The organism is Rhizobium sp. P1_E1 (genome assembly GCF_056406015.1).
On the sequence record NZ_JBFUAY010000028.1, the window covers coordinates 31,147 to 53,799 of the forward strand.

Genomic DNA, 22,653 nt, shown 5'->3' on the forward strand with positions numbered 1-22,653 from the left:
ACGGAATCGCGGAAGGATTGCCCGTCTCATGAAAATCCTGGCCTTGTGCACCGGCAATCCCGAAAGACTGCCCGGCAAGAGCTACAAGACCGGCATCTTCAAACATGCCGTCAATGGCGCCGTGGTGATCGACGCCGAAGGTCTTGTCGGCGATGCGATCTGCAACCGCAAACACCATGGCGGCGTCGACCAGGCTGTGTATGTCGAGGGATCGCTGACACTCGACTGGTGGAGCAGGGAGCTCGGCAGGCCTTATGAGCCGGGCACTTTCGGCGAGAACATGGTGATATCGCATCTCGACAATCGCGACGTCGCAGTCGGCGACCGATTCGTCGCCGGCGATTTCGTCCTCGAAGTCACGTCATGCCGCATTCCCTGCGCCACCTTCGCCGCCAGGATGGCCGATCCGAGATTCGTCGCGCGCTACGCCGCCGCCGCCCGTCCCGGCATCTATTGCCGCGTCATCAAAGGCGGTGTGGCCGAGGCCGGAATGCCAGTCGACCATCGACTCTTTACGGGGGAGAAGGTGACGATGCCGGAGCTGATGAAAACTTTCGGCCGGAGGCTTTCTGAGGCGGACCGGGCGCGATATCTCGCCTCACCGATCCACTACAAGCTTCGAGCGTTGTTGGAAGCCGGCCGCTGACCACCGGGCATACGTGGCGTATAGATCAAAACGGCAGCTTGAAGCCGGGCGGGATCGGCAGACCGGCCGTCAGGGCCTTGGTCTTCTCGGCGGCCAGCGCCTCGGCCTTGTCCTTGGCGTCCTTGTGAGCGGCGACGATCAGGTCCTCGAGGATCTCAACATCGTCTTCTTTGAACAGCGACGGATCGATCTTCAGGCTCTTCAGCTCACCCTTGCCCGATATGACGACGGCGACGAGCCCGCCGCCCGCCTTGCCTTCGGCCGTGAGCTCGGCGATCTCCGCCTGCATCTGCTCCATCTTGGCCTGCATTTCCTTGACTTTGCCCATCATGCCCATGATGTCGCGCATCGTCTCGCTCCTTGTTGAAACTTTAGAATTCTATGTCGTCGCCGGGCAGGATGTCACCTTCCTCGGATTCGGCGGCGGCCGGCGGCGTCGCCTCGCCTTCCTCCTCCGGTTCGGGCGCCCGGACGCGCACGTCGATGATCTTGGCACCCGGAAAATGCGCAAGGATTGCCGCCACGTCAGGGTCCTGGCGCGCGTCGATCACATGCTGTTCCCGGGTCCTGGCCTCCGCTTCGACAAGCGTCGGCTGGCCCTCGTCGCGGCTGAGGCTGACGATCCAGTGGATGCCGGTCCATTCCTTCAGCTTGACGGCAAGCTCGTTGAGCAGCGTCGTCGGCGCACCGGGAGCCAGGCTGACGTCGAGCCGGCCGGCTTCGATCCGCACGGGGCGCAGGAAGGTGCGCACCATCGCCTTCAGCTTCGGATCGCGTTTCTCGGTGGCGAGGTTGACGATATCATTGACCGTATTGACCGGGACGAGCGGCTTTAGGGCTTCCGCCGGTTTTGGCTCGATCCGCCCGACAGACATGGTCTCGGGCTGGCTGCTCGGCACGGCACGCAGCATCGCCACCGGCGCCGAAGGCTGTGGCGGGCTCGGTGCGGTTTCCGCGGCGCGCGCCGCGACACTATTCTGATAGGAAACCCGTGTCCCGTTGCCGCCGCCATTGCCGGACGGCGGAGCCGCGGGCCGCGGGCCGGCATTGTCGCCGGAAAATTCGGCAAGCCGCCGCGCCGCATCCTCGGGCGCCGGCAGATGCGCGGCATGTGCAAGCCGGATCAACACCATCTCGGCGGCCCCTGCCGTCCGCGACGAGCCTTCCGTTTCCGGAATGCCCTTGAGCAGCATCTGCCAGATGCGCGACAGCGTCGTCACCGCAACGCCCTTGGCGAATTCCGCCGCCTTGGTGCGCTCGACCTCGCTGAGCGAAGGATCGTTTGCCGCATCCGGCACATATTTCAGCCGCGTCACCAGATGGGTGAAATCGGCAAGATCGGTCAGCACCACCACCGGATTGGCGCCGGCTTCGTATTGGTTCTGGAACTCGCCGAGCGCGGCGGCCACATCGCCTTTGACGATATGCTGGAAGAGATCGACGATCCGGGCGCGATCGGCAAGGCCGAGCATGCCGCGCACGGCTTCGGCCTGCACGACGCCTGCGCCATGGGCGATCGCCTGGTCGAGCAGCGACAGGCCGTCGCGCGCCGAACCTTCGGCAGCACGCGCGATCATCGCCAGCGCATCGGCTTCCGCCTCGATGCCCTCCTTGGCGGCGATCGTCGTGAACAGCCCGACGAGATCTGAGGCGCTGATACGGCGCAGGTCGAAGCGCTGGCAGCGCGACAGCACGGTGATCGGAACCTTGCGGATTTCGGTAGTGGCGAAGATGAATTTCACATGCTCCGGCGGCTCTTCCAGCGTCTTCAACAGGCCGTTGAAGGCCTGCGTCGACAGCATATGCACTTCGTCGATGATATAGACCTTGTAGCGCGCCGAAACCGGTCGGTACCGCACCTGCTCGATGATCTCGCGGATATCGTCGATACCGGTATGGGAGGCGGCATCCATCTCGATCACGTCGACATGCCGGCCTTCCATGATCGCCTGGCAGTGCTCGCCCGGCGTGCGAAGGTCGATCGTCGGCTTGTCGATTTCCGAGGTCTTGTAGTTCAGCGCCCGCGCCAGGATGCGCGCCGTCGTCGTTTTGCCCACACCGCGCACACCCGTCAGCATGTAGGCTTGCGCGATGCGGCCGGTTTCGAAGGCGTTGGTGAGGGTGCGGACCATCGGCTCCTGGCCGACCATCAAGTCCGTGAAATCCTTGGGGCGGTATTTGCGAGCCAGCACCCGGTATCCGGTGCCCGTCGAGGCGGCATCTTTTGATTGTCGCTCGGTGTCGCTCATCGCCCTGCTTGTCGCCCGGATCGTCGGGCACTTCGTGGAGAGAAGGTGGGAGGCTGGCACGATGACCCGTGCCGGGCTCGTTAGGGCTGCTTCCTTCCGGACCTGACCCGGTTGGCGAGTGGCTCGTCCACCACCAACCTCCCGGATGCACATATCGGCAATATCGTCATCAAAAGCAAGCCAACATGCAAAAAAACTGCTAGTCGTTGGAAAACATGAGGAGAATGCCCTTTGAAAGGTTTCGTGCTCGACCCTCGGCTGGAAAATGACAGCGTCAGCATCATGGTCACCGGTCTCTGCGATCTGCGATTGTCGAGGGATGCCCGCTGGCCCTGGCTCATTCTCGTGCCGCGCCGGGCTGGTATCACCGAAATCTTCGAGCTGACGCCGCTCGACCAGGTGCTGCTTGCCTTCGAGACGGAGCTGGTCGCCAAGGCGCTGAAGGAGATCACCGGCGCGACAAAAATCAATGTCGGGGCTCTTGGCAATATCGTCCGCCAGCTTCATGTTCATATCATTGCCCGCTTCGAAGGCGATGCGAACTGGCCGGGTCCCGTCTGGGGCTTCGGGCGCGCGGAGCCCTACGAGGACGGAAAGAGAGACGAATTTATAGCGAAGCTGCGGGAAGCCCTTTCATCATGAGTCATTCGCTTTTCGATTCGGATGTGCCGCATCCGGAACCCAGCAATCTCACGGCCTTTGCCGCCAACGACCTCAATCGCGATTCCGAACATCGCGATGAACAATCCGTCGAAAAGGCGCTGGCAAAGGAAGGCACCCATATCTTCGCCTTCGCGGGGGATAAGCTGGTGCTGAAGCATGACGGCCAGGTGCTCGACCCGCTCTTTGCCCGCTATGAGCTGCAGGGATTGCAGCCGGATTGGGATGAAACGGTGCTTCTCGGCTACCGCAAGACCGGCGAGCCGCGCCTTGCGGTTCCCGTCGGCATCGATGTCGACGACCTCACCAGCCAGTACAAGCCTGCCGACGGCCGCACGCTGTTTCGCGAAATGCTGATCGACGAAGTGTTGCTCGGCGAATTCGCCCAGGCCGCAAGCCTCATCCGCTGGAACGGCGACAATCGCTTCTGCGGCCGCTGCGGCTCGGCGATGGAGATCCACATCGGCGGCTACAAGCGCGTCTGCGCCGCCTGCGAGCACATGATCTTCCCCCGAACCGACCCCGTGGTCATCATGCTGACGGTCGATGAGCAGCGCGACCTCTGCCTGCTCGGCCGCAGCCCGCATTTCGCGCCCGGCATGTATTCTTGTCTTGCCGGCTTCCTCGAACCCGGCGAGACCATCGAGAACGCCGTGCGTCGCGAAACGCTGGAGGAATCGGGCATCCGCACCGGCCGCATCCGCTACCACGCCTCGCAGCCCTGGCCGATGCCGCATTCGCTGATGATCGGTTGTTACGCCGAGGCGAAATCCACCGAAATCAGCCGCGATGAGACGGAACTGGAGGATTGTCGCTGGTTTACCCGCGAGGAAACGATCGAGATGCTGGAACGCCCGAGCGCGACAGGCAAGGCCTCGCCGCCGAAAGGGGCGATCGCCCACCGCCTGATGCGTGACTGGGTGGAGTGGAAGCGGTAGCGCCATGCCGGTCGCCCGCTCGGAACGGCTGCTGACGCTGCTCCAGACGCTCCGGCGTTACCGGCGGCCGGTGACCGGCTCGGTGCTCGCTGAGGAGACCGGTGTCAGCCTGCGCACGCTCTATCGCGATATTGCCAGCCTGCAGGCCCAGGGCGCGATGATCGAAGGCGAAGCCGGCATCGGTTATGTGCTGAAGCCCGGCTTCATGCTGCCGCCGATGATGTTTTCCGAAGAAGAGCTGGAGGCATTGGTGCTTGGCTCGCGCTGGGTGGCCCGCGCCGCCGAGCCGCGCCTTGCCGGCGCCGGCGCCGACGCGCTGGCCAAGATTGCCGCCGTGCTGCCGGCCGATATGCGCGAGATGATCGATTCGGCAGCACTTTTCGTCGGCCCTAAACGCAGGGACGAGGACAAGGCCGATGTCTCGGCCATCCGCAGGGCGATCCGCCTGGAGCGTATCCTCGAACTGCATTATGGCGACGAGCAGGGCCGTATTTCGCGTCGCCGCGTCTGGCCCTTCGCGCTCGGCTATTTCGAGCATGTGCGCGTCCTCATGGCCTGGTGCGAGCTACGCCAGGATTTTCGCCATTTCCGCACTGACCGCATCATCGATATGGCGTTGCATGAGGGGCGTTATCCGCGCCGCCGCACGGTGCTCCTCAAGGAATGGCGCGAGACACAGGACGTGCCGATGGAGAACTGAACGCTGCTGCCATAAACTGTCAGCAGATGGAGTTATCATCAGTGCCAATCCACCAGGAAGGAGTACTGATCATGGTAACGCCTCCAGCCATTCATTTCACCAACGACCGTTTTGCGGCCGAGTCCTTTGCCGATGTCATTTCGGCCGAGACTTTTGCCGATGTTCGCCAGTCAGCGCCGTCCGGCCTGCTGGACCTGGTCATGAACATTTTCCGATTTCGCAGAGGAGACCGCACCGGCCTCGACCTTGAAGCGACACCGGATTACTTCAAGCGCGACCTCGGCTTCATCGACGGACGCGACCCGCGCTGTGAGGACCGTATTCCGCTCTAAAGCATATCGCGCAAAAGTGTGCAGCGGTTTGCGACAACGACATGCGCGACCGCTTTAGCCGCCCATCCTTATCAACATTCTGCCCGGCGAGAACGGGGCGTTGCGATCGCAACGCCCTCGGTAGTCTGCTGCCATAATCTGTCAGCAGACGAGATCTCTCGCGGCGCCATTCTTAAATAACGGGAGAACCGAAATGACCAGCCCCAATCTCATCATTCTTTACGTCAAGGACCCCGGTGAAAGCGCCAGTTTCTACCGGAACCTGCTCAATCGCGAACCGGCCGTGGAGGCGCCGAATTTCGTCGCTTTTCCGCTTGAGGGTGGCTTCACGCTCGGTCTCTGGCGGCGCAGCAAGGTCGAACCGCAGCCCTCCGCCATCGGCAATCGAGGCGAAGTGGCCTTCATGGTCGAGGGAGAAAATGCTGTCGCCAGACATTATGAGGACTGGCGCCAGCGCGGCCTGCCGATCGCCCAGGAACTGACCGAACTGGATTTTGGTCCGACCTTCGTCGTGCTCGATCCGGATGGGCATCGGCTGCGTGTCTGTGAGCCGGATAAATAATTCAGGCGACTTGTGGGGCTTGCCTTACAGCAGGCCTCGCATCGCATGCCCCTTGTAGACGCCGAGGATGCGGACTTTCTCGGAAAAGAACCGCAGTTCCTCCAACGCCCGGCGCACGTTCGGATCGTTCGGATGGCCTTCGATATCGGCATAAAACTGCGTCGCCACGAATTTTCCGCCGAGCTGGTAGCTTTCGAGCTTCGTCATGTTGATGTTGTTGGTGGCAAAACCGCCGAGCGCCTTGTAGAGCGCGGCCGGAATGTTGCGGACGTTGAAGACGAAGGTGGTGACGACCTTCTCTTCCGCCGAATTCCGCTGCGCCCATTCCTCGTCGCGGGACAGGACGACGAAACGGGTCACATTGTTTTCGGTATCCTCGACATTTTCGGCAATGATCTCGAGCCCGTAGAGATCGGCGGCAAGGCGTGGTGCCAAGGCGGCCATCGAGCGGTCGCCGGTTTCCTTGACGAGTTTTGCCGCCCCTGCCGTATCGCCGGCGATCACCGGTTTCCAGCCGTTGGCGCGAACGATCTTCCGGCACTGGCCGAGCGCGTGGATATGGCTGTGCACCGTGCGGATCTCGTCCTTGGTGACACCGGGCAGCACCATCAGCTGGAAGCGGATCGGCATGAAATATTCGCCGATAATGTGCAGCCGCGACTCCGGCAGCAGATGGTGGATATCGGCGACGCGCCCGGCAATCGTGTTCTCGATCGGGATCATCGCGATATCGGCGTCGCCGTTGTCGACCGCCGTGAACGCATCCTCGAAGGTCTGACAGGGCAGCGGCTCCATGGTCGGAAACATGTCGCGGCTGGCCATATCGGAATTGGCGCCGAATTCGCCCTGGAAGGCGATCCTGTTGGTCTTGATGTTCATGATGGTTCCGTCAGTTCGACTTTGCGGAGAGGATGCGCCGCGCTTTTTCGAGGTCGGCCGGAGTATCGACACCGAGCGGAACCGTGTCAACGATCTCGGCGTCGATGCGCATGCCGGCTTCCAGCGCCCGCAACTGCTCCAGCGATTCGCGCTTTTCGAGCGTCGAAGGACCGAGCGAGACGAACCGTTCGAGCGCTGCCCGCCGATAAGCATAAAGGCCGATATGGTGGTAGAGCGGCCCTTGGCCGTAAGGGGCCGTTGCCCGCGTGAAGTAGAGCGCGTGCAGCCGGGCGTCGGAAATCGGCGAGCCGACGATCTTGACGATGTGCGGCGCGGACTTGTCCTCCTCATTGTCGATTTCGGTTGTCAGCGTTCCGATATCGACCGCCTCGTTCTCGAGAGGGCGCAAAGCCGCGCGCACCGTTTCGGGATCGATCGTCGGCAGATCGCCCTGGACGTTGACGATGATTTTCGCCTTTCCGTCCGGATCGACTTTCTTCAGCGCCTCAAAGATTCGATCAGAACCCGATTGGTGGTCTACGCGGGTCATGACGACTTCGAAGCCGGCGGCGGCGACGGCATCGAACACTCGATCATCGTCGACGGCGACGACAACGCGGCCGATGGCTGCCTCCCTGGCGCGTAGCGCCACCTGGACGATCATCGGCAGGCCGCAAATATCGGCGAGCGGCTTGCCCGGAAGCCGGGTGGAGGCCATGCGCGCCGGGATCAATACGAGCACGCCGTCTAAATTTGAATCACTCATTGTTCGGGCCTTCTATTCCGGGCTGAAAAGTGTCAAAAAGTCTCACGCACAAGACCATTTAGACAGTTGCAACGATCAACCAAAAGACATAGGTTCCGCGCGATTTCAAGATGGTCCGGTTTATGGTCTGCCGGCTGCAAGGGGAGCATTGCAGATGAATTCATACGTCAATACGGCCGTGGGGGCGCTGCTCGGAACGATTTTCGTTCTGATGTCGGTCTCCATCGCGTCCGAAGGGATCTTCCATTCCGAAGCACCGGAAAAGGAAGGTTTCGCGATCGTTGCCGAAGAGGCGCCCGCCGCTGGTGGTGAGGCTGCGCCTGCCGTTGCTGTTCCGATCGCGCAATTGCTCGCTTCTGCAGATGCCAAGGCCGGTGAAACGGTCTTCAAGAAGTGTCAGGCCTGTCATGACGGCACCAAAGGGGGACCGAACAAGGTCGGTCCCAACCTCTTTGGTGTCGTAGATCGCCCGATCGCCTCGCATGAAGGCTTCGCCTATTCCGCTGCCATGAAGGATTTCTCCAAGGGCAGCAGCGAGAAGTGGACTTTCGAATTTCTCAACAAGTTCCTGCTGGCGCCGAAAAAGGACGTTCCGGGCACCGCCATGGGCTTCGCCGGTCTGGCGAAGGATCAGGACCGCGCCAACGTCATTCTTTACCTGCACACGCTCGCCGATTCGCCGGTGCCGCTGCCGGATCCGAACGCCGCGACGCAGTGACGCGGAAGACAATCGCATGACATCGAAGCCCGGCCCGCAAGCCGGGCTTTTCGTTGTGCAGAGAGCCGCTTAAAGCATGTCGCGCAAAACTGCGCAGCGGTTTTGCGCTAACGACATTTCGACGCGCTTTAGGCGCCGAGGAAATAGGCCCAGAGCGAGACCGTGATGGCGCCGAGCGCCGTCGTCACCGTGATTGTCGAGGCGGCGAGGCTGTGACCGACGCCGAAGCGATTGGCAATCAGCCAGGCGTTGACGCCTGTCGGGACGGAGGAAGTCAGCACGATCGCTGCCGTCCATTCGGGACTGAGACCGAGGAGATGGCTCGCCGCCCACACGCAGCCGGGCAGCAACAGCAGCTTCAAGGTCGAGGTGACGCTGGCGATGCCGAGATTGCCGGAGACGCCGTATCTCTCCAGCGCCATGCCAAGCGATATCAGCGCCGCCGGACCGGCAATGCCGGCGATCTGCCCGACGACCGTTGCCACCGTCGTCGGCATGGTGAGACCGGAAAGGTGCATTGCCATGCCGGCCGCAAGCCCGATCACCAGCGGGTTGCGCACGAGATTGACCGCGATCTGGCGAAGCACGAGCACCATGCTGCGATCGCTTTTGCCGGCGATCTTGCGCTCGGCATGCTCCATCAGGACCGTGCCGGCGACCATCATCACCGGCAGATGCACGGCAAGCAGGATCGACAGCGCCACCAGCCCTTCGTCGCCGACGGTTCGCTCGACCAGCGGCAGGCCGATGAAAATATTGTTGGCGAAGGCCGAGGAAACGCCGGCCAGCACGCCGATCCGTTCGTCGCGGCCGAAGAGGCGTGTGGCCGCGATATGGCCGGCCGTCCAGGTTATGGCAACGCCGGAAAAATAGACGATCCAGAGTCGGAAGGGCGAGGCGCCATGAAAATCCGCCTCGGCGATGGTGCGGAAGAGCAGAAGCGGCACGGCGATCTTAAAGACGAATTCGCTGAGCGCTTCGCCGACATTCGACGCCATCAATCCGCTGCGGACGATCACCCAGCCGATGAGAATCAGGATGAAGATGGGAAGGACGTCGAGAATGATGGCTGACATGGGGGAGGCTGCTCTGCGCGGGGGAGTATTCGACGTCTACAGCGCCGCGCGTCTTTTCGAGCCGCGCAAAGGACGCTGTAGCACTTTGAATTGCTGCATAATTTTTTCCTTAAATCGATTCCGATTTAAGGAATTATGCAGTAGCAGCAAACCGCTTGGATTGAAAAGGCAATCGCCGTCCAATCAGGCGCATCGGCAAAACAAAAAAAAGCGGGCATAGCCCGCTTTTCCGCTCCGGTCTTGCCGGAAACCCGGATCACGAAGCTGCCAGTTCATCCGTGGTCAGCGTCGCGCCGGTAAGATCGAAGGGATCATCCCTCGTGCGCCCGGCTGCAACTGAAAGCTGCTCATGCCGGTCTTCTTGCGAGTATTTCTAGATTTGGAAGATGACAGGGACATGACGAATAGGCGGCACTTTTGCGAAGAAATAGATGCGCCATCCACCATTTATCCTTCCAAACCGCGGAAATTTCGCTAAGACCAAACCCCGGCTATCACAAAATCCGGGACCCCCCATTTCATGACAAGATTCGATGTTCTGACAGTCGGCAACGCAATCGTGGATATCATTGCCCGTTGCGACGACCAGTTCCTCATTGACAACCAGATCACCAAGGCGGCGATGAACCTCATCGATGCCGAACGCGCTGAACTCTTGTACTCGCGCATGGGACCGGCGCTCGAAGCCTCCGGCGGCAGCGCCGGCAACACGGCGGCCGGCGTGGCTAACCTCGGCGGCAAAGCTGCCTATTTCGGCAATGTCGCCGAAGATCAGCTCGGTGATATCTTCGCGCACGACATCCGCGCCCAGGGCGTCCACTACCAGACCCGGCCCAAGGGCACCTTCCCGCCGACGGCACGTTCGATGATCTTCGTCACCGAGGATGGCGAGCGCTCGATGAACACCTATCTGGGCGCTTGCGTCGAGCTCGGCCCGGAAGACGTCGAGACCGACGTCGTGGCCAACGCCAAGGTCACCTATTTCGAAGGTTATCTCTGGGATCCGCCGCGCGCCAAGGAAGCGATCCTCGATTGTGCCCGCATCGCCCATGAAAACGGCCGCGAAGTGTCGATGACGCTGTCCGACAGTTTCTGCGTCGACCGCTATCGCGGCGAATTCCTCGATCTGATGCGCTCCGGCAAGGTCGATATCGTCTTCGCCAATCGCCAGGAAGCGCTGTCGCTCTACGAGACCGACGATTTCGAGGAGGCGCTGAACAGGATCGCCGCCGATTGCAAAATCGCCGCTGTGACGATGAGCGAGAATGGTGCCGTCATCCTGAAGGGCCGTGAGCGTTTTTACGTCGATGCGATCCGGATCAAGGAAGTTGTGGATACGACGGGTGCCGGCGATTTGTTCGCCTCTGGCTTCCTCTATGGCTACACCCAGGGACGTTCTTTGGAAGATTGCGGCAAGCTCGGTTGCCTGGCTGCCGGCATCGTCATCCAGCAGATCGGCCCGCGCCCGATGACCTCGCTTTCCGAGGCAGCCAAACGGGCAGGGCTTATTTGAAGGCTTCACCAGGATAGGCGCCCCAGATCTCCGACTGCGCCACCCAGCCCGAGGCGCCGTCGGTTTCGGCGCGGCACCAGTCGCCGTTGCATTCGCCAATGGTGATCATCACGCCGGGTTCTAGCTTGGCAACGATCGAGGCAGAGGGCTGCGCCTCGCGGCGCAGATTGACATAGACGCCTTTGCCCTTGGTCTTCATCCACGGGGCGGCAATCGCCGCGCGCTGGCCGGACAACAGTGACTGGTTGACCCAGCCTTCGGTGCCGTCAGCATCACGGATGCGGCGCCAGTTGTCGTATTCCTGGATGATCTCCACCGGCAGGCCGGATTTCAGGTACATCCACGAAACGGCGTAATCCGTTCCCGGACCGATGCGCAGGTTGACGCGCTTGGATTTCAGCGTGACGAAGCGCGGCAACGGCAGTCCGCTTGGCCCCTTGGCCGCCTGCGCATGGGCGAATTCGACACTTCCCATGGATGCGGCCAGTGCGATGGCAAGGGCGAGGCAGGACTTCAGGACTTTGCTGCTCATGGAAGTTTCCGTTTGCTCGAATTCGCGGGCAGGCCCGGCCTGCTCGCGGTCCGGGCTTTGACATTCCCCGGCTGCACCGCGAGTTTTGTTTGTCTTCGCGTGCGGGTCTGGTAGAAAATGCCCGGAATGGGAAAATTATCACCCCTCTTGGTTAAAGACCTCTGAACAAGGCACCACAGGCAGCCATGACAGCGAAGAAAAAACCGAAGGTCTACATCACCCGCAAGCTGCCGGATGCCGTCGAAACCCGCATGCGAGAACTCTTCGACGCCGAGCTGAACATCGACGACGCGCCGCGTTCCGTTCCCGAGCTTATCGCCGCGGTCAAGACCGCCGACGTGCTGGTGCCGACCGTCACCGATCGCATCGACGCGGCGTTGATCGAGCAGGCGGGACCGCAGATGAAGCTGATTGCAAGCTTCTCCAATGGCACCGATCACATCGACGTCGAGGCGGCGGCGCGCAAGGGCATCACCGTCACCAACACGCCGAACGTCCTGACCGAAGACACCGCCGATATGACCATGGCGCTGATTCTCGCAGTTCCGAGAAGGCTCGGCGAAGGTGCGCGCGTGCTGACCGACAAGCCGGGTGAATGGGCAGGCTGGTCCCCCACCTGGATGCTCGGCCGGCGCATTCACGGCAAGCGAATCGGCATCGTCGGCATGGGCCGCATCGGCACGGCGGTGGCCCGCCGCGCCAAGGCTTTCGGCCTGTCGATCCACTATCACAACCGCAAGCGCGTCAATCCGGCCGTTGAGGACGAACTGGAGGCGACCTATTGGGAAAGCCTCGACCAGATGCTCGCCCGCGTCGACATCGTTTCGATCAATTGTCCGTCGACGCCGGCGACCTTCCACCTGATCTCGGCCCGCCGTCTGGCGCTGCTGCAGCCGACGGCCTATCTCGTCAACACCGCGCGCGGCGACGTGGTCGACGAAGCTGCGCTGATCAAATGCCTGAGGGAGGGCCGGATCGCCGGCGCCGGCCTCGACGTCTTCGAGAACGAGCCTGCCGTCAATCCGAAGTTGGTCAAGCTCGCCAATGAGGGCAAGGTCGTGCTGCTGCCGCATATGAGCTCGGCGACGATCGAAGGCCGCATCGACATGGGCGACAAGGTCATCATCAACATCCGCACCTTCATCGACGGTCACAGGCCGCCGAACCGCGTGCTGCCGGGTCGTTGAAGAACGCTGTAAATCAGGCGACTTAGATTGGAGGCGCAAGGACCTTGCGCATCTCGACGAATGTCGTCCTGGCAAAGCCGGGATGCGCCTTTTCGGCGGTTCTGGAAAATCCACAGGCGGCAAAGACGGCGTGATTGTCGGTGAGTTCGATCCGCGTTTCCAGCCTCAAAGCGGGAAGACCGAGCGCCGCAGCCGTTTCCTCGGCAATCGCCAGCAGCCGCTTGCCGAGGCCCTTGCCCTGCATCTCAGGCAGGACGGCGAGCTTGCCGACATAGAGACAATCGGCCTCCGGCCGCAGGAAGAGGCAGCCGATCAGCTTTTCGCCGTCGATGGCGACATGGCCGATCTCGGCCCTGGCCTTTTCGGCCAGTGACTCCGTCGTCAGCTTGAGCGCCGAAGATGGCGGGTCGATCCTGCCGTTCATCGAGGCGAAGGCGGAAAGGACGAGCGTCAGCAGTTCGTCCCAGCGCGTGAAGCTATGATCAAGACGAATAATCGTCATCCGGCTGGTCTTTGTGTTGTACGGCGTCGTTTGTAGCGAACAGTGTCGAAGCGGGCCGAGAGCGCGTCGTAGAGCAGCAACCGTCCGACCAGCGGTTCGCCGGTGCCGGTGACGAGCTTGATCGCCTCCATCGCCATCATCGTGCCGATGACGCCTGTGAGCGCGCCGATGATGCCGGCCTCGGCGCAAGAGGGAATCAGACCCGCCGGCGGCGCTTCCGGAAACAGGTCGCGATATCTAGGGTTGGACGTTCCGTCCTCAGCCGTCTCATAGGGCTTGAGAACCGTCAGCGAACCATCGAAACGCCCGACGGCGCCGCTGACGAGCGGGATGCGCGCTTCTTCCGCCGCATCGGCGGCGGCATAACGCGTGTCGAAATTGTCGGAGCCATCGATCAGCAGATCGAAGCCGGAGAGCTGACGGCGGGCGGCCTCCGGGGAAAAGCGTTCCTCGAAGCGGATCAGTCGGACATGCGGATTGAGCCTGGCGATGGCGAAGGCGGCGCTCTCCGTCTTCAGCTCGCCGATCGTGCCGGAATCATGGATCACCTGGCGCTGCAGGTTCGACAGCGACACCCGGTCGTCGTCGACGATACCGAGCGTGCCGACGCCGGCTGCGGCCAGATATTGCAGGACCGGTGCACCGAGGCCGCCGGCGCCGATCACCAGAACGCGGGCGGCTTTCAGTTTCTGCTGGCCGGCGCCGCCGATCTCGGGGAGCAGGATGTGGCGGTGATACCGCGCTATTTCTTCCGGGCTGAGCGGTTCCATGGCGCCGATGTTATCATGACGCCCGACGCCGGGAAAAGCCGCCTCCGTCATTCGAACACTCTTCCGTCGGAAACCGTGAAAAACTGCGCCCTGTCGCCGAGTGCTGAAAACATCGCGCGATCCGTTCCGGTCATGAAGGCCTGACCGCCGAGCCCGTCGATAAGGTCAAACAGCGCGGCGCGTCTGTTCTCGTCGAGATGCGCTGCGATCTCGTCGAGCAGCAGGATCGGCGCATGGCCGGTGAGATTGCCGACGAGCCGCGCATGCGCAAGCACCAGGCCGACAAGCAGCGCTTTCTGCTCGCCGGTGGAGCAACGCTCCGCCTCCATCGCCTTTTCGCGGTGATGCACGATGAGGTCGGCCCGGTGCGGCCCCTCGAGCGTGCGTCCAGCGCCGGCATCGCGGTAGCGGCTCTCTGCCAGCATCGCCGCGTAGTCATCTTCGAGGTCGACCGAGGGGCGCGAGAACTGACCGTCCATGAAGCCCGAGAGCTGCAGCGATGCCGAAGGGAAGGGCGAGCTCTCCCGTGTTTCCTCGATCAGCCGGGTCAGGAGGCCGAGCATCTCCTGCCGGGCGAGCGCCATGGCGATACCGAGGCTTGCCATCTGCTCCTCGATGCCGGCAAGCCAGGACGGATCGAAGCGGCCTTCGTCCAGCAATTTGTTGCGGCTGCGCATGGCGCGCTCGAAATCGCTGGCGCGGCGGCCATGAGCGGGATCGAGTGACAGCACCAGCCGGTCGAGAAAGCGGCGTCGGTCGGAAGAGGCGCCGGTAAAGAGCCCGTCCATCGCCGGTGTCAGCCAGAGAAGGCGCAGATGGTCGGTCAGTTCGTCCGCAGTCTTTGCCGTCGTGCCATTGATGCGCAGCCTGCGGGCGATGGTCTCCTCGCTCGTTTCGATGCCGGTGCCGATCTCGACGTCACCCTCCATGCCGTCGAGCGCGGCGAAGATCGAAAAGCCACCGGCGGCGCCGACGCGGGTGATATCGCCATAAGCCGCGCGGCGCAGGCCGCGGCCAGGCGAAAGCAGGGAGACGGCCTCCATGAGATTGGTCTTGCCGGCGCCGTTATCTCCCGTCAGTACGGCATGCCGACCGTCAAGGGTAAGGGCCGCCGCCGCATAGTTGCGGAAGTCTGTCAGCTTCAGACGGGAAAGAGAAACCTTGTGCGGCATCGAATGTCCGGAATCGTAAAGCGTGACAGCTAAGCCGAAGCGGCGCTGATGGCAAGGCTGGCAGCTTTTTGGCCGTGGGATCGTACCGTCGGTGCTGCCGCAAGTCAGGGACGCGGCGGCTGGCGCCACCCAGGACATATATTCCAGAGATCCCGTGACCGAAGTCCTGGTGTCCGACATCTTCCCGGTGTAACGGCAGCCATGACACTTTCGAAATTCTGCTAAAAATACAACCACCGGAGATGGTCTGACATCGCCAAGCCGATACTGTCGACAGTTATTGTCAATGCCTCCCAGCTCCGGATATTCAGGGTTTGCTGCCATCCTTTAAGGCTATTGACGTAACGTAAAGCCCAAAAAAAGTCGGTTGAATTTTGCAACTGCAGGGTTGAGTTATCTGGTGCAGACGATATGGTAAACGGAACGTTTATGTATAAGAGAGTGATGAAGTGCCAGATCCGGTTGATATTATCGTCGGTCGCAACGTCAGACAGTTTCGCGCCCTTCGCCGTGTTTCCCAACTTGAGCTTGGCGAAGCACTCGGACTGACTTTCCAGCAGATCCAGAAATACGAAAAGGGAACGAACCGCGTTTCCGCCAGCAAGCTGCATCAGATCGCGGTTTTTCTCGACGTTGAGATCTCTGCTCTTTTCGAGGGCGCCGGCATGTCACCATTCGGCAGCCGTGTCGAACTCAGCCCCGACGCCTATGCGCTTGCGCTGAGCTACGACAAGCTGAACTCACCGGCAGGCAAGGAAGCGGTCAAGACCATCGTCACCCTCATGACTGGCGAAGTGGCCGAAACCGCCGCTTGATTCCACGACAGCGCCGGGCATCTTTTCGAGAGCCGCAAGGACGCTCTAGCACTTTGAATTGCTGCATGATTTTATCCCTGCATCGGTTCCGATAAGCTATGCAGCGGGCAATGGATTCCCACCGAAAGCACGACCTGTTCAAGGCCTGGATGATCTCGTACCGATGCGGGTGTACAGCGGTTTTGGAAGGACGGCGTGCCTCAAGGCGAAGACCGGGAAGCAGGTCGCCCGGTTCAGGTTCGATGCCGCGCGCTTCAGTGAATCTCGCATTCGTGCAGCGCCATCAGCAGATCGTCCTGCGTCTGGTGGCCGGCATGATAGAGGTCGATCGCGATGTTGGCGATTGAAAGGCCCTGCTGGCTGCGAAGCTTGATGTTGCGCTCGGCGCACCAGGTGTAGATGGCGCCGGCGAGAACGTCGACGTCTTCGGACTGAGAGGAAAAGGCTGGCGCCATGGTCGATACCCTTGGTTTGGTTGTCCCCCGCTAGAGCGCCGCGCTAAGGACGCTCTATCGCTTTGATTTGGTGCATAACCCCAAAAGGAGATTCCGATCTTCGGAGTTATGCGCTGACCGCAGAGACTGAATTCATTTGGAAAACTTGCAAGCGGCATCATCTGGCTGCGTTAACGCAAGTCGTCTTCCCGTCCGCCGCCGTATCGATCCGGGACAGATTGGCCGGCGCGGGCGGCGAATGTCGCAAGTCGGGATTCCTGGAACAAAAAAACCGGAGACGTTTCCGTCCCCGGCTTTCAAAATAGGCGTGTCGATTGCGGCTCAGCCTTCGAAGAATTCCTTCATGCGGGCAAAGAAGCCCGTCGATTCCGGATTGTTCTCCTTGGAAGAAAGCTGCTCGAATTCCTGAAGCAGTTCGCGTTGCCGCTTGGTGAGCTTTTGCGGCGTCTCGATCTGGATCTGGATGTAGAGGTCGCCCGTCTGCACCGAACGCAGCACCGGCATGCCCTTGCCCTTGAGGCGGAACTGTTTGCCGACCTGCGTGCCCTCAGGCACGGTTACGCGCGACTTGGTGCCGTCAAGCGTCGCTACGTCGAAGGTTCCGCCGAGCGCGGCCGTCGTCATCGAGATCGGAACCGCGCAATAGAGATCGGCTCCGTCGCGCTGGTAGAATTCATGCGGTTTGACCGACAGGAAGATGTAGAGATCGCCCGCTGGTCCGCCGCGGGCGCCGGCTTCGCCTTCGCCCTGCAGCCGGATGCGCGTGCCGTCCTCGATGCCGGCAGGGATGTTGACCGAGAGCGAACGCTCTTCCGTCACCCGGCCCTGGCCGTGGCACTTCGGGCAGGGATCGGGAATGATCTGGCCGCGGCCATGGCAGGTCGGGCAGGTCCGCTCGATCGAGAAGAAGCCCTGTGCCGCGCGCACGCGCCCCGTTCCCTGGCAGGTGCCGCAGTTCTTTGGCTGCGTGCCGGGCTTGGCGCCCGAACCCGTACAGACGTCGCAGGTGATCGAGGTGGGAACGCGGATCTGCGCCGTCTTGCCGGAGAAAGATTCTTCCAGCGTTATTTCCATGTTGTAGCGAAGATCGGCACCACGCTCGCGGCCGCCCGACGAGCGCTGGCGAGCACGCCCACCACCCATCATTTCGCCGAAGATATCCTCGAAGATGTCGGAGAAACCGCCGCCGGCAAATCCGCCGCCACCGCCGCCCATGCCGCCATGCTCGAAAGCCGCATGGCCATAGCGATCATAGGCCGCCCGCTTCTGCGGGTCCTTGAGCATCTCGTAGGCTTCGTTGATTTCCTTGAACTTCCGTTCGGCGTCCTTGTCATCCGGGTTTTTGTCCGGATGAAATTTCATCGCCAGTTTGCGGAAGGCGCTTTTCAGCTCTTTCTCGTCCGCCGACTTGGCTACACCCAGAGTTTCGTAAAAGTCCGCTTTTGCCATTAAGGATTAAACCCCGGAAATGGATTTTCCGGCTGCCATGGTGAGCAGCCGGATCAGGTGTTGAAGCATAACCACGCCGTCGCGGATTACGCGGACTTCTTGCGGTCGTCGTCCTTGATTTCCTCGTAGTCGGCATCGACGACATTGTCGCCGCCTTCCGCGGAGGCATCGCCAGCAGCGCCGCTTTCAGCCTGCTGTGCTTCATAGATCGCCTGGCCGAGCTTCATCGACACTTCCATCAGCGTCTGGGTCTTGGCCTTGATGTCGTCGGCATCGGGCTCCGACGCTTCCGACGCCGTCTTCAGCGCAGCGATCGCATCCGAGATCGCGGTGCGGTCGGCCTCGGAAACCTTGTCACCGTAATCCTTCAGCGACTTTTCCGAGGAATGGATCAGGCTTTCAGCCTGGTTCCGGGCTTCGACGGCCTCGCGGCGCTTCTTGTCTTCGGTGGCATGGGCTTCGGCATCCTTCACCATCTTCTCGATGTCGGCGTCGGAAAGACCGCCGGAAGCCTGGATGCGGATCTGCTGCTCCTTGCCGGTGCCCTTGTCCTTGGCCGAAACCTGCACGATGCCGTTGGCGTCGATGTCGAAGGTGACTTCGATCTGCGGCATGCCGCGCGGCGACGGTGGCAGACCAACGAGGTCGAACTGGCCGAGCAGCTTGTTGTCGGCAGCCATTTCACGCTCGCCCTGCGAAACGCGGATGGTCACGGCCTGCTGGTTGTCTTCGGCGGTCGAGAAGGTCTGGCTCTTCTTCGTCGGGATCGTCGTGTTGCGTTCGATCAGGCGGGTGAAGACACCACCGAGGGTCTCGATGCCGASCGACAGCGGCGTCACGTCGAGGAGCAGGACATCCTTGACGTCGCCCTGCAGAACGCCGGCCTGGATGGCAGCACCAAGCGCCACCACTTCATCCGGGTTGACGCCCTTATGCGGCTCCTTGCCGAACAGCTGCTTGACGACTTCCTGTACCTTCGGCATGCGGCTCATGCCACCGACGAGAACCACTTCGTCGATTTCGGCAGCGGTGACACCGGCATCCTTGAGCGCTGCCTTGCACGGCGCGATCGTGCGCTGGACGAGATCGTCGACCAGGCTCTCGAGCTTGGCGCGGGTCAGCTTCAGCGTCAGATGCTTCGGGCCGGAGGCGTCGGCCGTGATGAACGGCAGGTTGATTTCGGTCTGCTGCGAGGACGAAAGCTCGATCTTTGCCTTTTCCGCAGCTTCCTTGAGGCGCTGCAGGGCAAGCTTGTCGTTCTTCAGGTCGATGCCGTTGTCCCTCTTGAACTCGGCAACGAGATATTCGACGAGACGCATGTCGAAGTCTTCACCGCCGAGGAAAGTATCGCCGTTGGTGGACTTCACTTCGAAGACGCCGTCGCCGATCTCGAGGATCGAAATATCGAAGGTGCCGCCGCCAAGGTCGTAGACGGCAATTGTCTTGCCTTCTTTCTTGTCGAGGCCGTAGGCGAGGGCAGCAGCGGTCGGCTCGTTGATGATGCGCAGAACTTCAAGACCAGCGATGCGGCCGGCATCCTTGGTTGCCTGGCGCTGCGCGTCGTTGAAATAGGCGGGAACGGTGATAACGGCCTTCTCGACCTTTTCGCCGAGATAGGATTCGGCGGTTTCCTTCATCTTCTGAAGGATCATCGCGGAAATCTGTGCGGGCGAATAGCCCTTGCCATTGGCTTCGACCCAGGCGTCGCCATTGTCGCCCTTGACGATGGTGAAGGGAACGAGGTGCTTGTCCTTCTCGACGGTCGGATCTTCGTAGCGGCGGCCGATCAGGCGCTTGACCGCAAAGAGCGTGTTCGTCGGGTTGGTGACTGCCTGGCGCTTGGCCGGCTGGCCGACGAGGCGTTCGCCATCATCGGAAAATGCCACCATGGAAGGGGTCGTGCGTGCACCTTCCGCATTTTCGATAACCTTCGCGTCCTTGCCGTCCATGACTGCGACGCAGGAATTCGTCGTTCCAAGGTCGATACCAATTACTTTTGCCATGTCATTCTCTCCTTGAAGCAAGCTGTCGGAACCCCGAGAAGGCATTTCCCTGACAGCCCCTTACGGGATGGGTCTACTTGCGATTACGCAATCGTGATTGCGGTGATGCGGCGTATATAAGGAGCGGTTTTCTGGACTGCAAGGCGAGAAATGCCCCGGAATCCAGCAAAACGAATGTGTTGCGTTCAATTTTTACAGTAGCCGGGAAAGAGGTCGCCCCATGTCCGGAAAGCGGCCAATTTTTAGAGCATGTCGCGCAAAACTGTGAAGCGGTCTTGCGACGACGACATGCGTAAAACGAAGACCTAAAGCGCGAGGAGCGATTCTGAAAGATCGCGATGCGCTTTAGAGCATCGGGCTTGTGTTGGACGTGCAGCAAAGATCTCACTGGCCCATGATCAGATCGAGCAGCGTCGTGCGCCGCGGCTGGACAGAAGAGGTTGTCTGCGCGCCTCCGACATCCCCGGGTGGCACCACGCCCTCATAGTTCGAGCCGCCGCCTTCGGCAATGTCTGCGGGCGGAACCGGGCCATTGCCGGAGCTTGCCGCCTGCTGCCGGACAGGCGCTTGCGGATAGCGGTTTGCATTGTCGTCGCCGCCGAAGACGCCGGAAATGATACCGCCGATCGTCGACGGCGGCGCCTCGGCCGTCATCGGTTGCCCGCTGCCCAACTGCCCATCGCCCGCTTGTCCATCACCAGGGGCTGCCTGCGCCATCGGCTGACCATTGTTCGGATCGGCGATCAACTGGCCGTTGCCGAAGAGCGGTGCCGGCGAAAGACCCTTGTGGGCGGCGATCATGAATTCCTTCCAGGCCTTGGCGGGCAAGCCGCCGCCTGTCACCTTCTTCATCGGCTTGCCGTCGTCATTGCCGAACCAGACCCCCGTGGTGAGGTTGCTGGTGAAGCCGACGAAGAGCGCGTCGCGCGAATTCTGCGTTGTGCCGGTCTTTCCCGCCGCCTGCCAGCCTGGGATCTTCGCGCTCTTGCCGGTGCCGTTGTCGATGACGCCCATCATCATTGCATCCATCTCGGCGACGATCTGCTCGGAGAGCACGCGCGGTGGGCTGTCATAGGTATTTTCGTAGAGAACCTTCCCTTCGGCAGTCGTCACCCGGCGAATGACGTGCGGCGTCGCCTTGTAGCCGCCGTTCATGAAGGCGGCATAGGAGGCGGTAAGTTCCATCAGCGACACCTCGGACGTACCGAGCGCGATCGAGGCGTTCGGCTGCAGCTCGCTTTCGATGCCGAGCCGATGGGCAAGCTTGATCACCTGATCCGGCCCGTCATACATCACCAGCTGGGCGGCCACCGTGTTCAGCGACTTGGCCAGCGCGGTCGCCAGCGTCACTTCGCCATTGTATTTCTTCTCGTAATTTTCGGGCGTCCAGTCACCAATCCGGATCGGCGCGTCGTTGAACACCGAATAGGGCGTCAGCCCCTTCTCGAGTGCTGCGGCATAGACGAAGGGCTTGAACGAGGAACCCGGCTGGCGTTTGGCCTTGACGGCGCGGTTGAACTGGCTCGTCGCATAGTCCCTGCCGCCGACGAGCGCCCGGATCGCGCCGGTGCCGTCGATCGAGACGAGGGCCGCCTGCGAGGCGTCGAGCTTCCCGCCCTCCTTGTCGAGCACGTCGACCAGCGATTGCTCGGCCTTCTTTTCCAGCGACTTGTCGATCGTCGTATCGACGATGACGTCTTCCTTGACGTCGCCGATCAGACCCGGCAGCTCGTCCATCACCATGTCGGCGACATAGTGCCCGGCACCCGACCAGTAGCTCTTGGCCGAAGCCGGGGTCTGTGACATCGCCGTCTTGACCTCGGAATCGGTGATGAAACCCTGTTCGCGCATTGCTGCGAGCACGAGTTGGGCGCGGGCATTCGCCGCGTCGGCATCGCGGGCCGGCGAAAGCCGCGACGGCGCCTTGAGCAGGCCGGCCAGCACCGCGGCCTCGCCGAGGTTCACGTCACGCGCCGATTTGTTGAAGTAGCGGCGTGATGCCGCCTCGACGCCATAGGCGTTCGATCCGAAGAACACCCGGTTGAGATACATCGCAAGGATCTGGTCCTTGGTGTATTTCTGCTCCAGCCACAGCGCGAGCAGCACCTCCTGCACCTTACGTTCCAGCGTCCTGTCCGGGGAGAGGAAGAGGTTCTTGGCAAGCTGCTGCGTCAGCGTCGAGCCACCCTGCACCATGTGGCCGGCCGTGAAGTTGGTCACGATCGCCCGGCCGAGGCCGAGCGGATCGACGCCGAAATGYGAATAGAAACGCCGATCCTCGATGGCGATGACGGCTTCCGGAATATAGGGCGACATGTTTTCGAGCGACAGCGCCTCGCCGCCGGTCGCGCCGCGATTGGCGATGACGCTGCCGTCGACGGCGGTAATCTTCACATTCGGCGGCCGTTCCGGGATCGCCCATGTGCTGGCGCTCGGCATGCGCGAGCCATAGTAGACCACAAGCCCGGCAACGCCGATGCCCGCCCAGATGAAAAGCACGACGCACCAGTAGATCACGCGGCGCAGGAATCCGAAAAACCCGCCGCCTTCACGCTCCCGCGGCTCGCGCCGCCGCCGGGGGGCGGCACGTTGCGGCGGGGGTTTCGAGCCGCCGCGGCGCTGGGATCGGCCTCCGGCAATGCGATCGTCGGCATCGAGCGAGAATTCGTCATCGTCGCGTGCCGGGCGGCCGCTGAAGGACGGTTCTATTCTGTCGCCTGATCTGCCTC

23 protein-coding genes and 1 other RNA gene are annotated in these 22,653 nt (G+C 61.7%); 10 read left to right on the forward strand and 14 right to left on the reverse strand.

Features of this window, described 5'->3' with window-relative positions:
• Window positions 1-28: 28 nt before the first annotated feature.
• A complete protein-coding gene (locus AC1D1Z_RS12975; protein WP_131605387.1) occupies window positions 29-646 on the forward strand; it encodes an MOSC domain-containing protein in 618 nt (205 codons plus the stop codon).
• A gap of 25 nt (window positions 647-671) precedes the next feature.
• Here AC1D1Z_RS12975 and AC1D1Z_RS12980 read toward each other — a convergent pair whose 3' ends face one another.
• The 3 genes from AC1D1Z_RS12980 to ffs form a co-directional block, all read right to left on the reverse strand.
• Complete coding sequence (locus tag AC1D1Z_RS12980) at window positions 672-995, reverse strand: YbaB/EbfC family nucleoid-associated protein (protein ID WP_003555794.1); 324 nt, start codon at window positions 993-995, stop codon at window positions 672-674.
• Between the two features lie 22 nt (window positions 996-1,017).
• The gene (locus tag AC1D1Z_RS12985) at window positions 1,018-2,895 is read right to left on the reverse strand and encodes a DNA polymerase III subunit gamma/tau (RefSeq protein WP_131605388.1); all 1,878 of its coding nucleotides are present in this window, start codon (window positions 2,893-2,895) and stop codon (window positions 1,018-1,020) included.
• 45 nt (window positions 2,896-2,940) lie between these two features.
• Window positions 2,941-3,037: signal recognition particle sRNA small type (gene ffs / locus AC1D1Z_RS12990), an RNA gene on the reverse strand.
• A gap of 89 nt (window positions 3,038-3,126) precedes the next feature.
• Between ffs and AC1D1Z_RS12995 the strand changes: the two genes are divergently transcribed.
• The 5 genes from AC1D1Z_RS12995 to AC1D1Z_RS13015 all read left to right on the forward strand — a co-directional run bounded on the left by AC1D1Z_RS12995 (window position 3,127) and on the right by AC1D1Z_RS13015 (window position 6,087).
• Window positions 3,127-3,537 carry an HIT domain-containing protein gene (locus tag AC1D1Z_RS12995; RefSeq protein ID WP_018448017.1) on the forward strand — a complete coding sequence of 137 codons (411 nt, stop codon included), beginning with the start codon at window positions 3,127-3,129 and terminating at the stop codon, window positions 3,535-3,537.
• On the forward strand, window positions 3,534-4,493 hold the full coding sequence (gene nudC, locus AC1D1Z_RS13000) for an NAD(+) diphosphatase (protein ID WP_018244271.1): 960 nt from the start codon (window positions 3,534-3,536) through the stop codon (window positions 4,491-4,493). The genes AC1D1Z_RS12995 and nudC overlap by 4 nt, the downstream gene beginning before the upstream one ends.
• 4 nt (window positions 4,494-4,497) lie before the next feature.
• On the forward strand, window positions 4,498-5,193 hold the full coding sequence (locus tag AC1D1Z_RS13005) for a helix-turn-helix transcriptional regulator (RefSeq protein WP_018448015.1): 696 nt from the start codon (window positions 4,498-4,500) through the stop codon (window positions 5,191-5,193).
• Window positions 5,194-5,264: 71 nt separating this feature from the next.
• Window positions 5,265-5,525 (forward strand): hypothetical protein, encoded by a 261-nt coding sequence (locus tag AC1D1Z_RS13010; RefSeq protein WP_131605390.1) that lies wholly within the window; start codon window positions 5,265-5,267, stop codon window positions 5,523-5,525.
• Between the two features lie 193 nt (window positions 5,526-5,718).
• Window positions 5,719-6,087, forward strand: a complete 369-nt coding sequence (locus AC1D1Z_RS13015) for a VOC family protein (RefSeq protein ID WP_003555800.1) — start codon at window positions 5,719-5,721, stop codon at window positions 6,085-6,087.
• Between the two features lie 24 nt (window positions 6,088-6,111).
• Here the strand turns inward: AC1D1Z_RS13015 and AC1D1Z_RS13020 are convergent, their stop codons facing one another.
• Both AC1D1Z_RS13020 and AC1D1Z_RS13025 read right to left on the reverse strand, forming a co-directional pair.
• Window positions 6,112-6,966: a prephenate dehydratase gene (locus tag AC1D1Z_RS13020; RefSeq protein WP_018070385.1), complete on the reverse strand. Its 855-nt coding sequence runs from the start codon at window positions 6,964-6,966 to the stop codon at window positions 6,112-6,114.
• 10 nt (window positions 6,967-6,976) lie between these two features.
• Entirely contained in the window at window positions 6,977-7,732 is a 756-nt protein-coding gene (locus AC1D1Z_RS13025) for a 3-deoxy-manno-octulosonate cytidylyltransferase (protein WP_018244275.1), read from the reverse strand.
• Window positions 7,733-7,886: 154 nt separating this feature from the next.
• Between AC1D1Z_RS13025 and AC1D1Z_RS13030 the strand changes: the two genes are divergently transcribed.
• A complete protein-coding gene (locus AC1D1Z_RS13030; protein WP_018244276.1) occupies window positions 7,887-8,450 on the forward strand; it encodes a c-type cytochrome in 564 nt (187 codons plus the stop codon).
• Between the two features lie 128 nt (window positions 8,451-8,578).
• Here AC1D1Z_RS13030 and AC1D1Z_RS13035 read toward each other — a convergent pair whose 3' ends face one another.
• Window positions 8,579-9,526 (reverse strand): AEC family transporter, encoded by a 948-nt coding sequence (locus AC1D1Z_RS13035; protein ID WP_003555804.1) that lies wholly within the window; start codon window positions 9,524-9,526, stop codon window positions 8,579-8,581.
• Window positions 9,527-10,046: 520 nt separating this feature from the next.
• Here AC1D1Z_RS13035 and AC1D1Z_RS13040 point away from each other — a divergent pair.
• A complete protein-coding gene (locus AC1D1Z_RS13040) occupies window positions 10,047-11,039 on the forward strand; it encodes an adenosine kinase (RefSeq protein WP_018244277.1) in 993 nt (330 codons plus the stop codon).
• Here AC1D1Z_RS13040 and AC1D1Z_RS13045 read toward each other — a convergent pair.
• Window positions 11,032-11,571, reverse strand: coding sequence for an SH3 domain-containing protein (locus AC1D1Z_RS13045; RefSeq protein ID WP_018244278.1), 540 nt, complete (start codon window positions 11,569-11,571; stop codon window positions 11,032-11,034). The two genes, AC1D1Z_RS13040 and AC1D1Z_RS13045, sit on opposite strands and share 8 nt — an antisense overlap.
• A 185-nt stretch (window positions 11,572-11,756) precedes the next feature.
• Between AC1D1Z_RS13045 and AC1D1Z_RS13050 the strand changes: the two genes are divergently transcribed.
• The gene (locus AC1D1Z_RS13050) at window positions 11,757-12,758 is read left to right on the forward strand and encodes a 2-hydroxyacid dehydrogenase (protein WP_018244279.1); all 1,002 of its coding nucleotides are present in this window, start codon (window positions 11,757-11,759) and stop codon (window positions 12,756-12,758) included.
• Between the two features lie 22 nt (window positions 12,759-12,780).
• Here AC1D1Z_RS13050 and AC1D1Z_RS13055 read toward each other — a convergent pair whose 3' ends face one another.
• The 3 genes from AC1D1Z_RS13055 to recF are packed head-to-tail and all read right to left on the reverse strand — an operon-like array spanning window position 12,781 to window position 15,202.
• Window positions 12,781-13,260 carry a GNAT family N-acetyltransferase gene (locus AC1D1Z_RS13055; protein ID WP_047617604.1) on the reverse strand — a complete coding sequence of 160 codons (480 nt, stop codon included), beginning with the start codon at window positions 13,258-13,260 and terminating at the stop codon, window positions 12,781-12,783.
• Window positions 13,257-14,081: a molybdopterin-synthase adenylyltransferase MoeB gene (locus AC1D1Z_RS13060; protein ID WP_047617599.1), complete on the reverse strand. Its 825-nt coding sequence runs from the start codon at window positions 14,079-14,081 to the stop codon at window positions 13,257-13,259. Before AC1D1Z_RS13060 ends, AC1D1Z_RS13055 begins: the two co-directional genes overlap by 4 nt.
• Window positions 14,078-15,202, reverse strand: coding sequence for a DNA replication/repair protein RecF (recF, locus tag AC1D1Z_RS13065; protein ID WP_018448011.1), 1,125 nt, complete (start codon window positions 15,200-15,202; stop codon window positions 14,078-14,080). The genes AC1D1Z_RS13060 and recF overlap by 4 nt, the downstream gene beginning before the upstream one ends.
• A gap of 449 nt (window positions 15,203-15,651) precedes the next feature.
• On the opposite strand from recF, the gene AC1D1Z_RS13070 reads away from it, so the two are divergent.
• The gene (locus AC1D1Z_RS13070; protein WP_018244283.1) at window positions 15,652-16,017 is read left to right on the forward strand and encodes a helix-turn-helix domain-containing protein; all 366 of its coding nucleotides are present in this window, start codon (window positions 15,652-15,654) and stop codon (window positions 16,015-16,017) included.
• Window positions 16,018-16,271: 254 nt separating this feature from the next.
• Here AC1D1Z_RS13070 and AC1D1Z_RS13075 read toward each other — a convergent pair whose 3' ends face one another.
• The 4 genes from AC1D1Z_RS13075 to AC1D1Z_RS13090 form a co-directional block, all read right to left on the reverse strand.
• The gene (locus tag AC1D1Z_RS13075) at window positions 16,272-16,472 is read right to left on the reverse strand and encodes a hypothetical protein (protein ID WP_018244284.1); all 201 of its coding nucleotides are present in this window, start codon (window positions 16,470-16,472) and stop codon (window positions 16,272-16,274) included.
• Window positions 16,473-16,793: 321 nt separating this feature from the next.
• A complete protein-coding gene (dnaJ, locus tag AC1D1Z_RS13080) occupies window positions 16,794-17,921 on the reverse strand; it encodes a molecular chaperone DnaJ (protein WP_018244285.1) in 1,128 nt (375 codons plus the stop codon).
• 86 nt (window positions 17,922-18,007) lie between these two features.
• On the reverse strand, window positions 18,008-19,924 hold the full coding sequence (gene dnaK, locus AC1D1Z_RS13085; RefSeq protein WP_477850759.1) for a molecular chaperone DnaK: 1,917 nt from the start codon (window positions 19,922-19,924) through the stop codon (window positions 18,008-18,010).
• Between the two features lie 384 nt (window positions 19,925-20,308).
• Window positions 20,309-22,653, reverse strand: a 2,345-nt coding sequence (locus AC1D1Z_RS13090; RefSeq protein WP_477850760.1) for a transglycosylase domain-containing protein, incomplete at its 5' end; no start/stop codon positions are given.

What these genes read in the sequence shown, in the direction of transcription:
- AC1D1Z_RS13040 (WP_018244277.1), top strand. Translation starts at nt 10,047, where the DNA reads ATGACAAGATTCGATGTTCTGACAGTCGGCAACGCAATCGTGGATATC.
- AC1D1Z_RS12975 (WP_131605387.1), top strand. Translation starts at nt 29, where the DNA reads ATGAAAATCCTGGCCTTGTGCACCGGCAATCCCGAAAGACTGCCCGGC.
- nudC (WP_018244271.1), top strand. Translation starts at nt 3,534, where the DNA reads ATGAGTCATTCGCTTTTCGATTCGGATGTGCCGCATCCGGAACCCAGC.
- AC1D1Z_RS13025 (WP_018244275.1), bottom strand. Translation starts at nt 7,732, where the DNA reads ATGAGTGATTCAAATTTAGACGGCGTGCTCGTATTGATCCCGGCGCGC.
- AC1D1Z_RS13005 (WP_018448015.1), top strand. Translation starts at nt 4,498, where the DNA reads ATGCCGGTCGCCCGCTCGGAACGGCTGCTGACGCTGCTCCAGACGCTC.
- AC1D1Z_RS13010 (WP_131605390.1), top strand. Translation starts at nt 5,265, where the DNA reads ATGGTAACGCCTCCAGCCATTCATTTCACCAACGACCGTTTTGCGGCC.
- AC1D1Z_RS13030 (WP_018244276.1), top strand. Translation starts at nt 7,887, where the DNA reads ATGAATTCATACGTCAATACGGCCGTGGGGGCGCTGCTCGGAACGATT.
- AC1D1Z_RS13075 (WP_018244284.1), bottom strand. Translation starts at nt 16,472, where the DNA reads ATGGCGCCAGCCTTTTCCTCTCAGTCCGAAGACGTCGACGTTCTCGCC.
- AC1D1Z_RS12980 (WP_003555794.1), bottom strand. Translation starts at nt 995, where the DNA reads ATGCGCGACATCATGGGCATGATGGGCAAAGTCAAGGAAATGCAGGCC.
- AC1D1Z_RS13050 (WP_018244279.1), top strand. Translation starts at nt 11,757, where the DNA reads ATGACAGCGAAGAAAAAACCGAAGGTCTACATCACCCGCAAGCTGCCG.
- AC1D1Z_RS13060 (WP_047617599.1), bottom strand. Translation starts at nt 14,081, where the DNA reads ATGACGGAGGCGGCTTTTCCCGGCGTCGGGCGTCATGATAACATCGGC.
- recF (WP_018448011.1), bottom strand. Translation starts at nt 15,202, where the DNA reads ATGCCGCACAAGGTTTCTCTTTCCCGTCTGAAGCTGACAGACTTCCGC.
- AC1D1Z_RS13020 (WP_018070385.1), bottom strand. Translation starts at nt 6,966, where the DNA reads ATGAACATCAAGACCAACAGGATCGCCTTCCAGGGCGAATTCGGCGCC.
- AC1D1Z_RS13045 (WP_018244278.1), bottom strand. Translation starts at nt 11,571, where the DNA reads ATGAGCAGCAAAGTCCTGAAGTCCTGCCTCGCCCTTGCCATCGCACTG.
- AC1D1Z_RS13015 (WP_003555800.1), top strand. Translation starts at nt 5,719, where the DNA reads ATGACCAGCCCCAATCTCATCATTCTTTACGTCAAGGACCCCGGTGAA.
- AC1D1Z_RS13035 (WP_003555804.1), bottom strand. Translation starts at nt 9,526, where the DNA reads ATGTCAGCCATCATTCTCGACGTCCTTCCCATCTTCATCCTGATTCTC.
- AC1D1Z_RS13055 (WP_047617604.1), bottom strand. Translation starts at nt 13,260, where the DNA reads ATGACGATTATTCGTCTTGATCATAGCTTCACGCGCTGGGACGAACTG.
- AC1D1Z_RS12985 (WP_131605388.1), bottom strand. Translation starts at nt 2,895, where the DNA reads ATGAGCGACACCGAGCGACAATCAAAAGATGCCGCCTCGACGGGCACC.
- dnaJ (WP_018244285.1), bottom strand. Translation starts at nt 17,921, where the DNA reads ATGGCAAAAGCGGACTTTTACGAAACTCTGGGTGTAGCCAAGTCGGCG.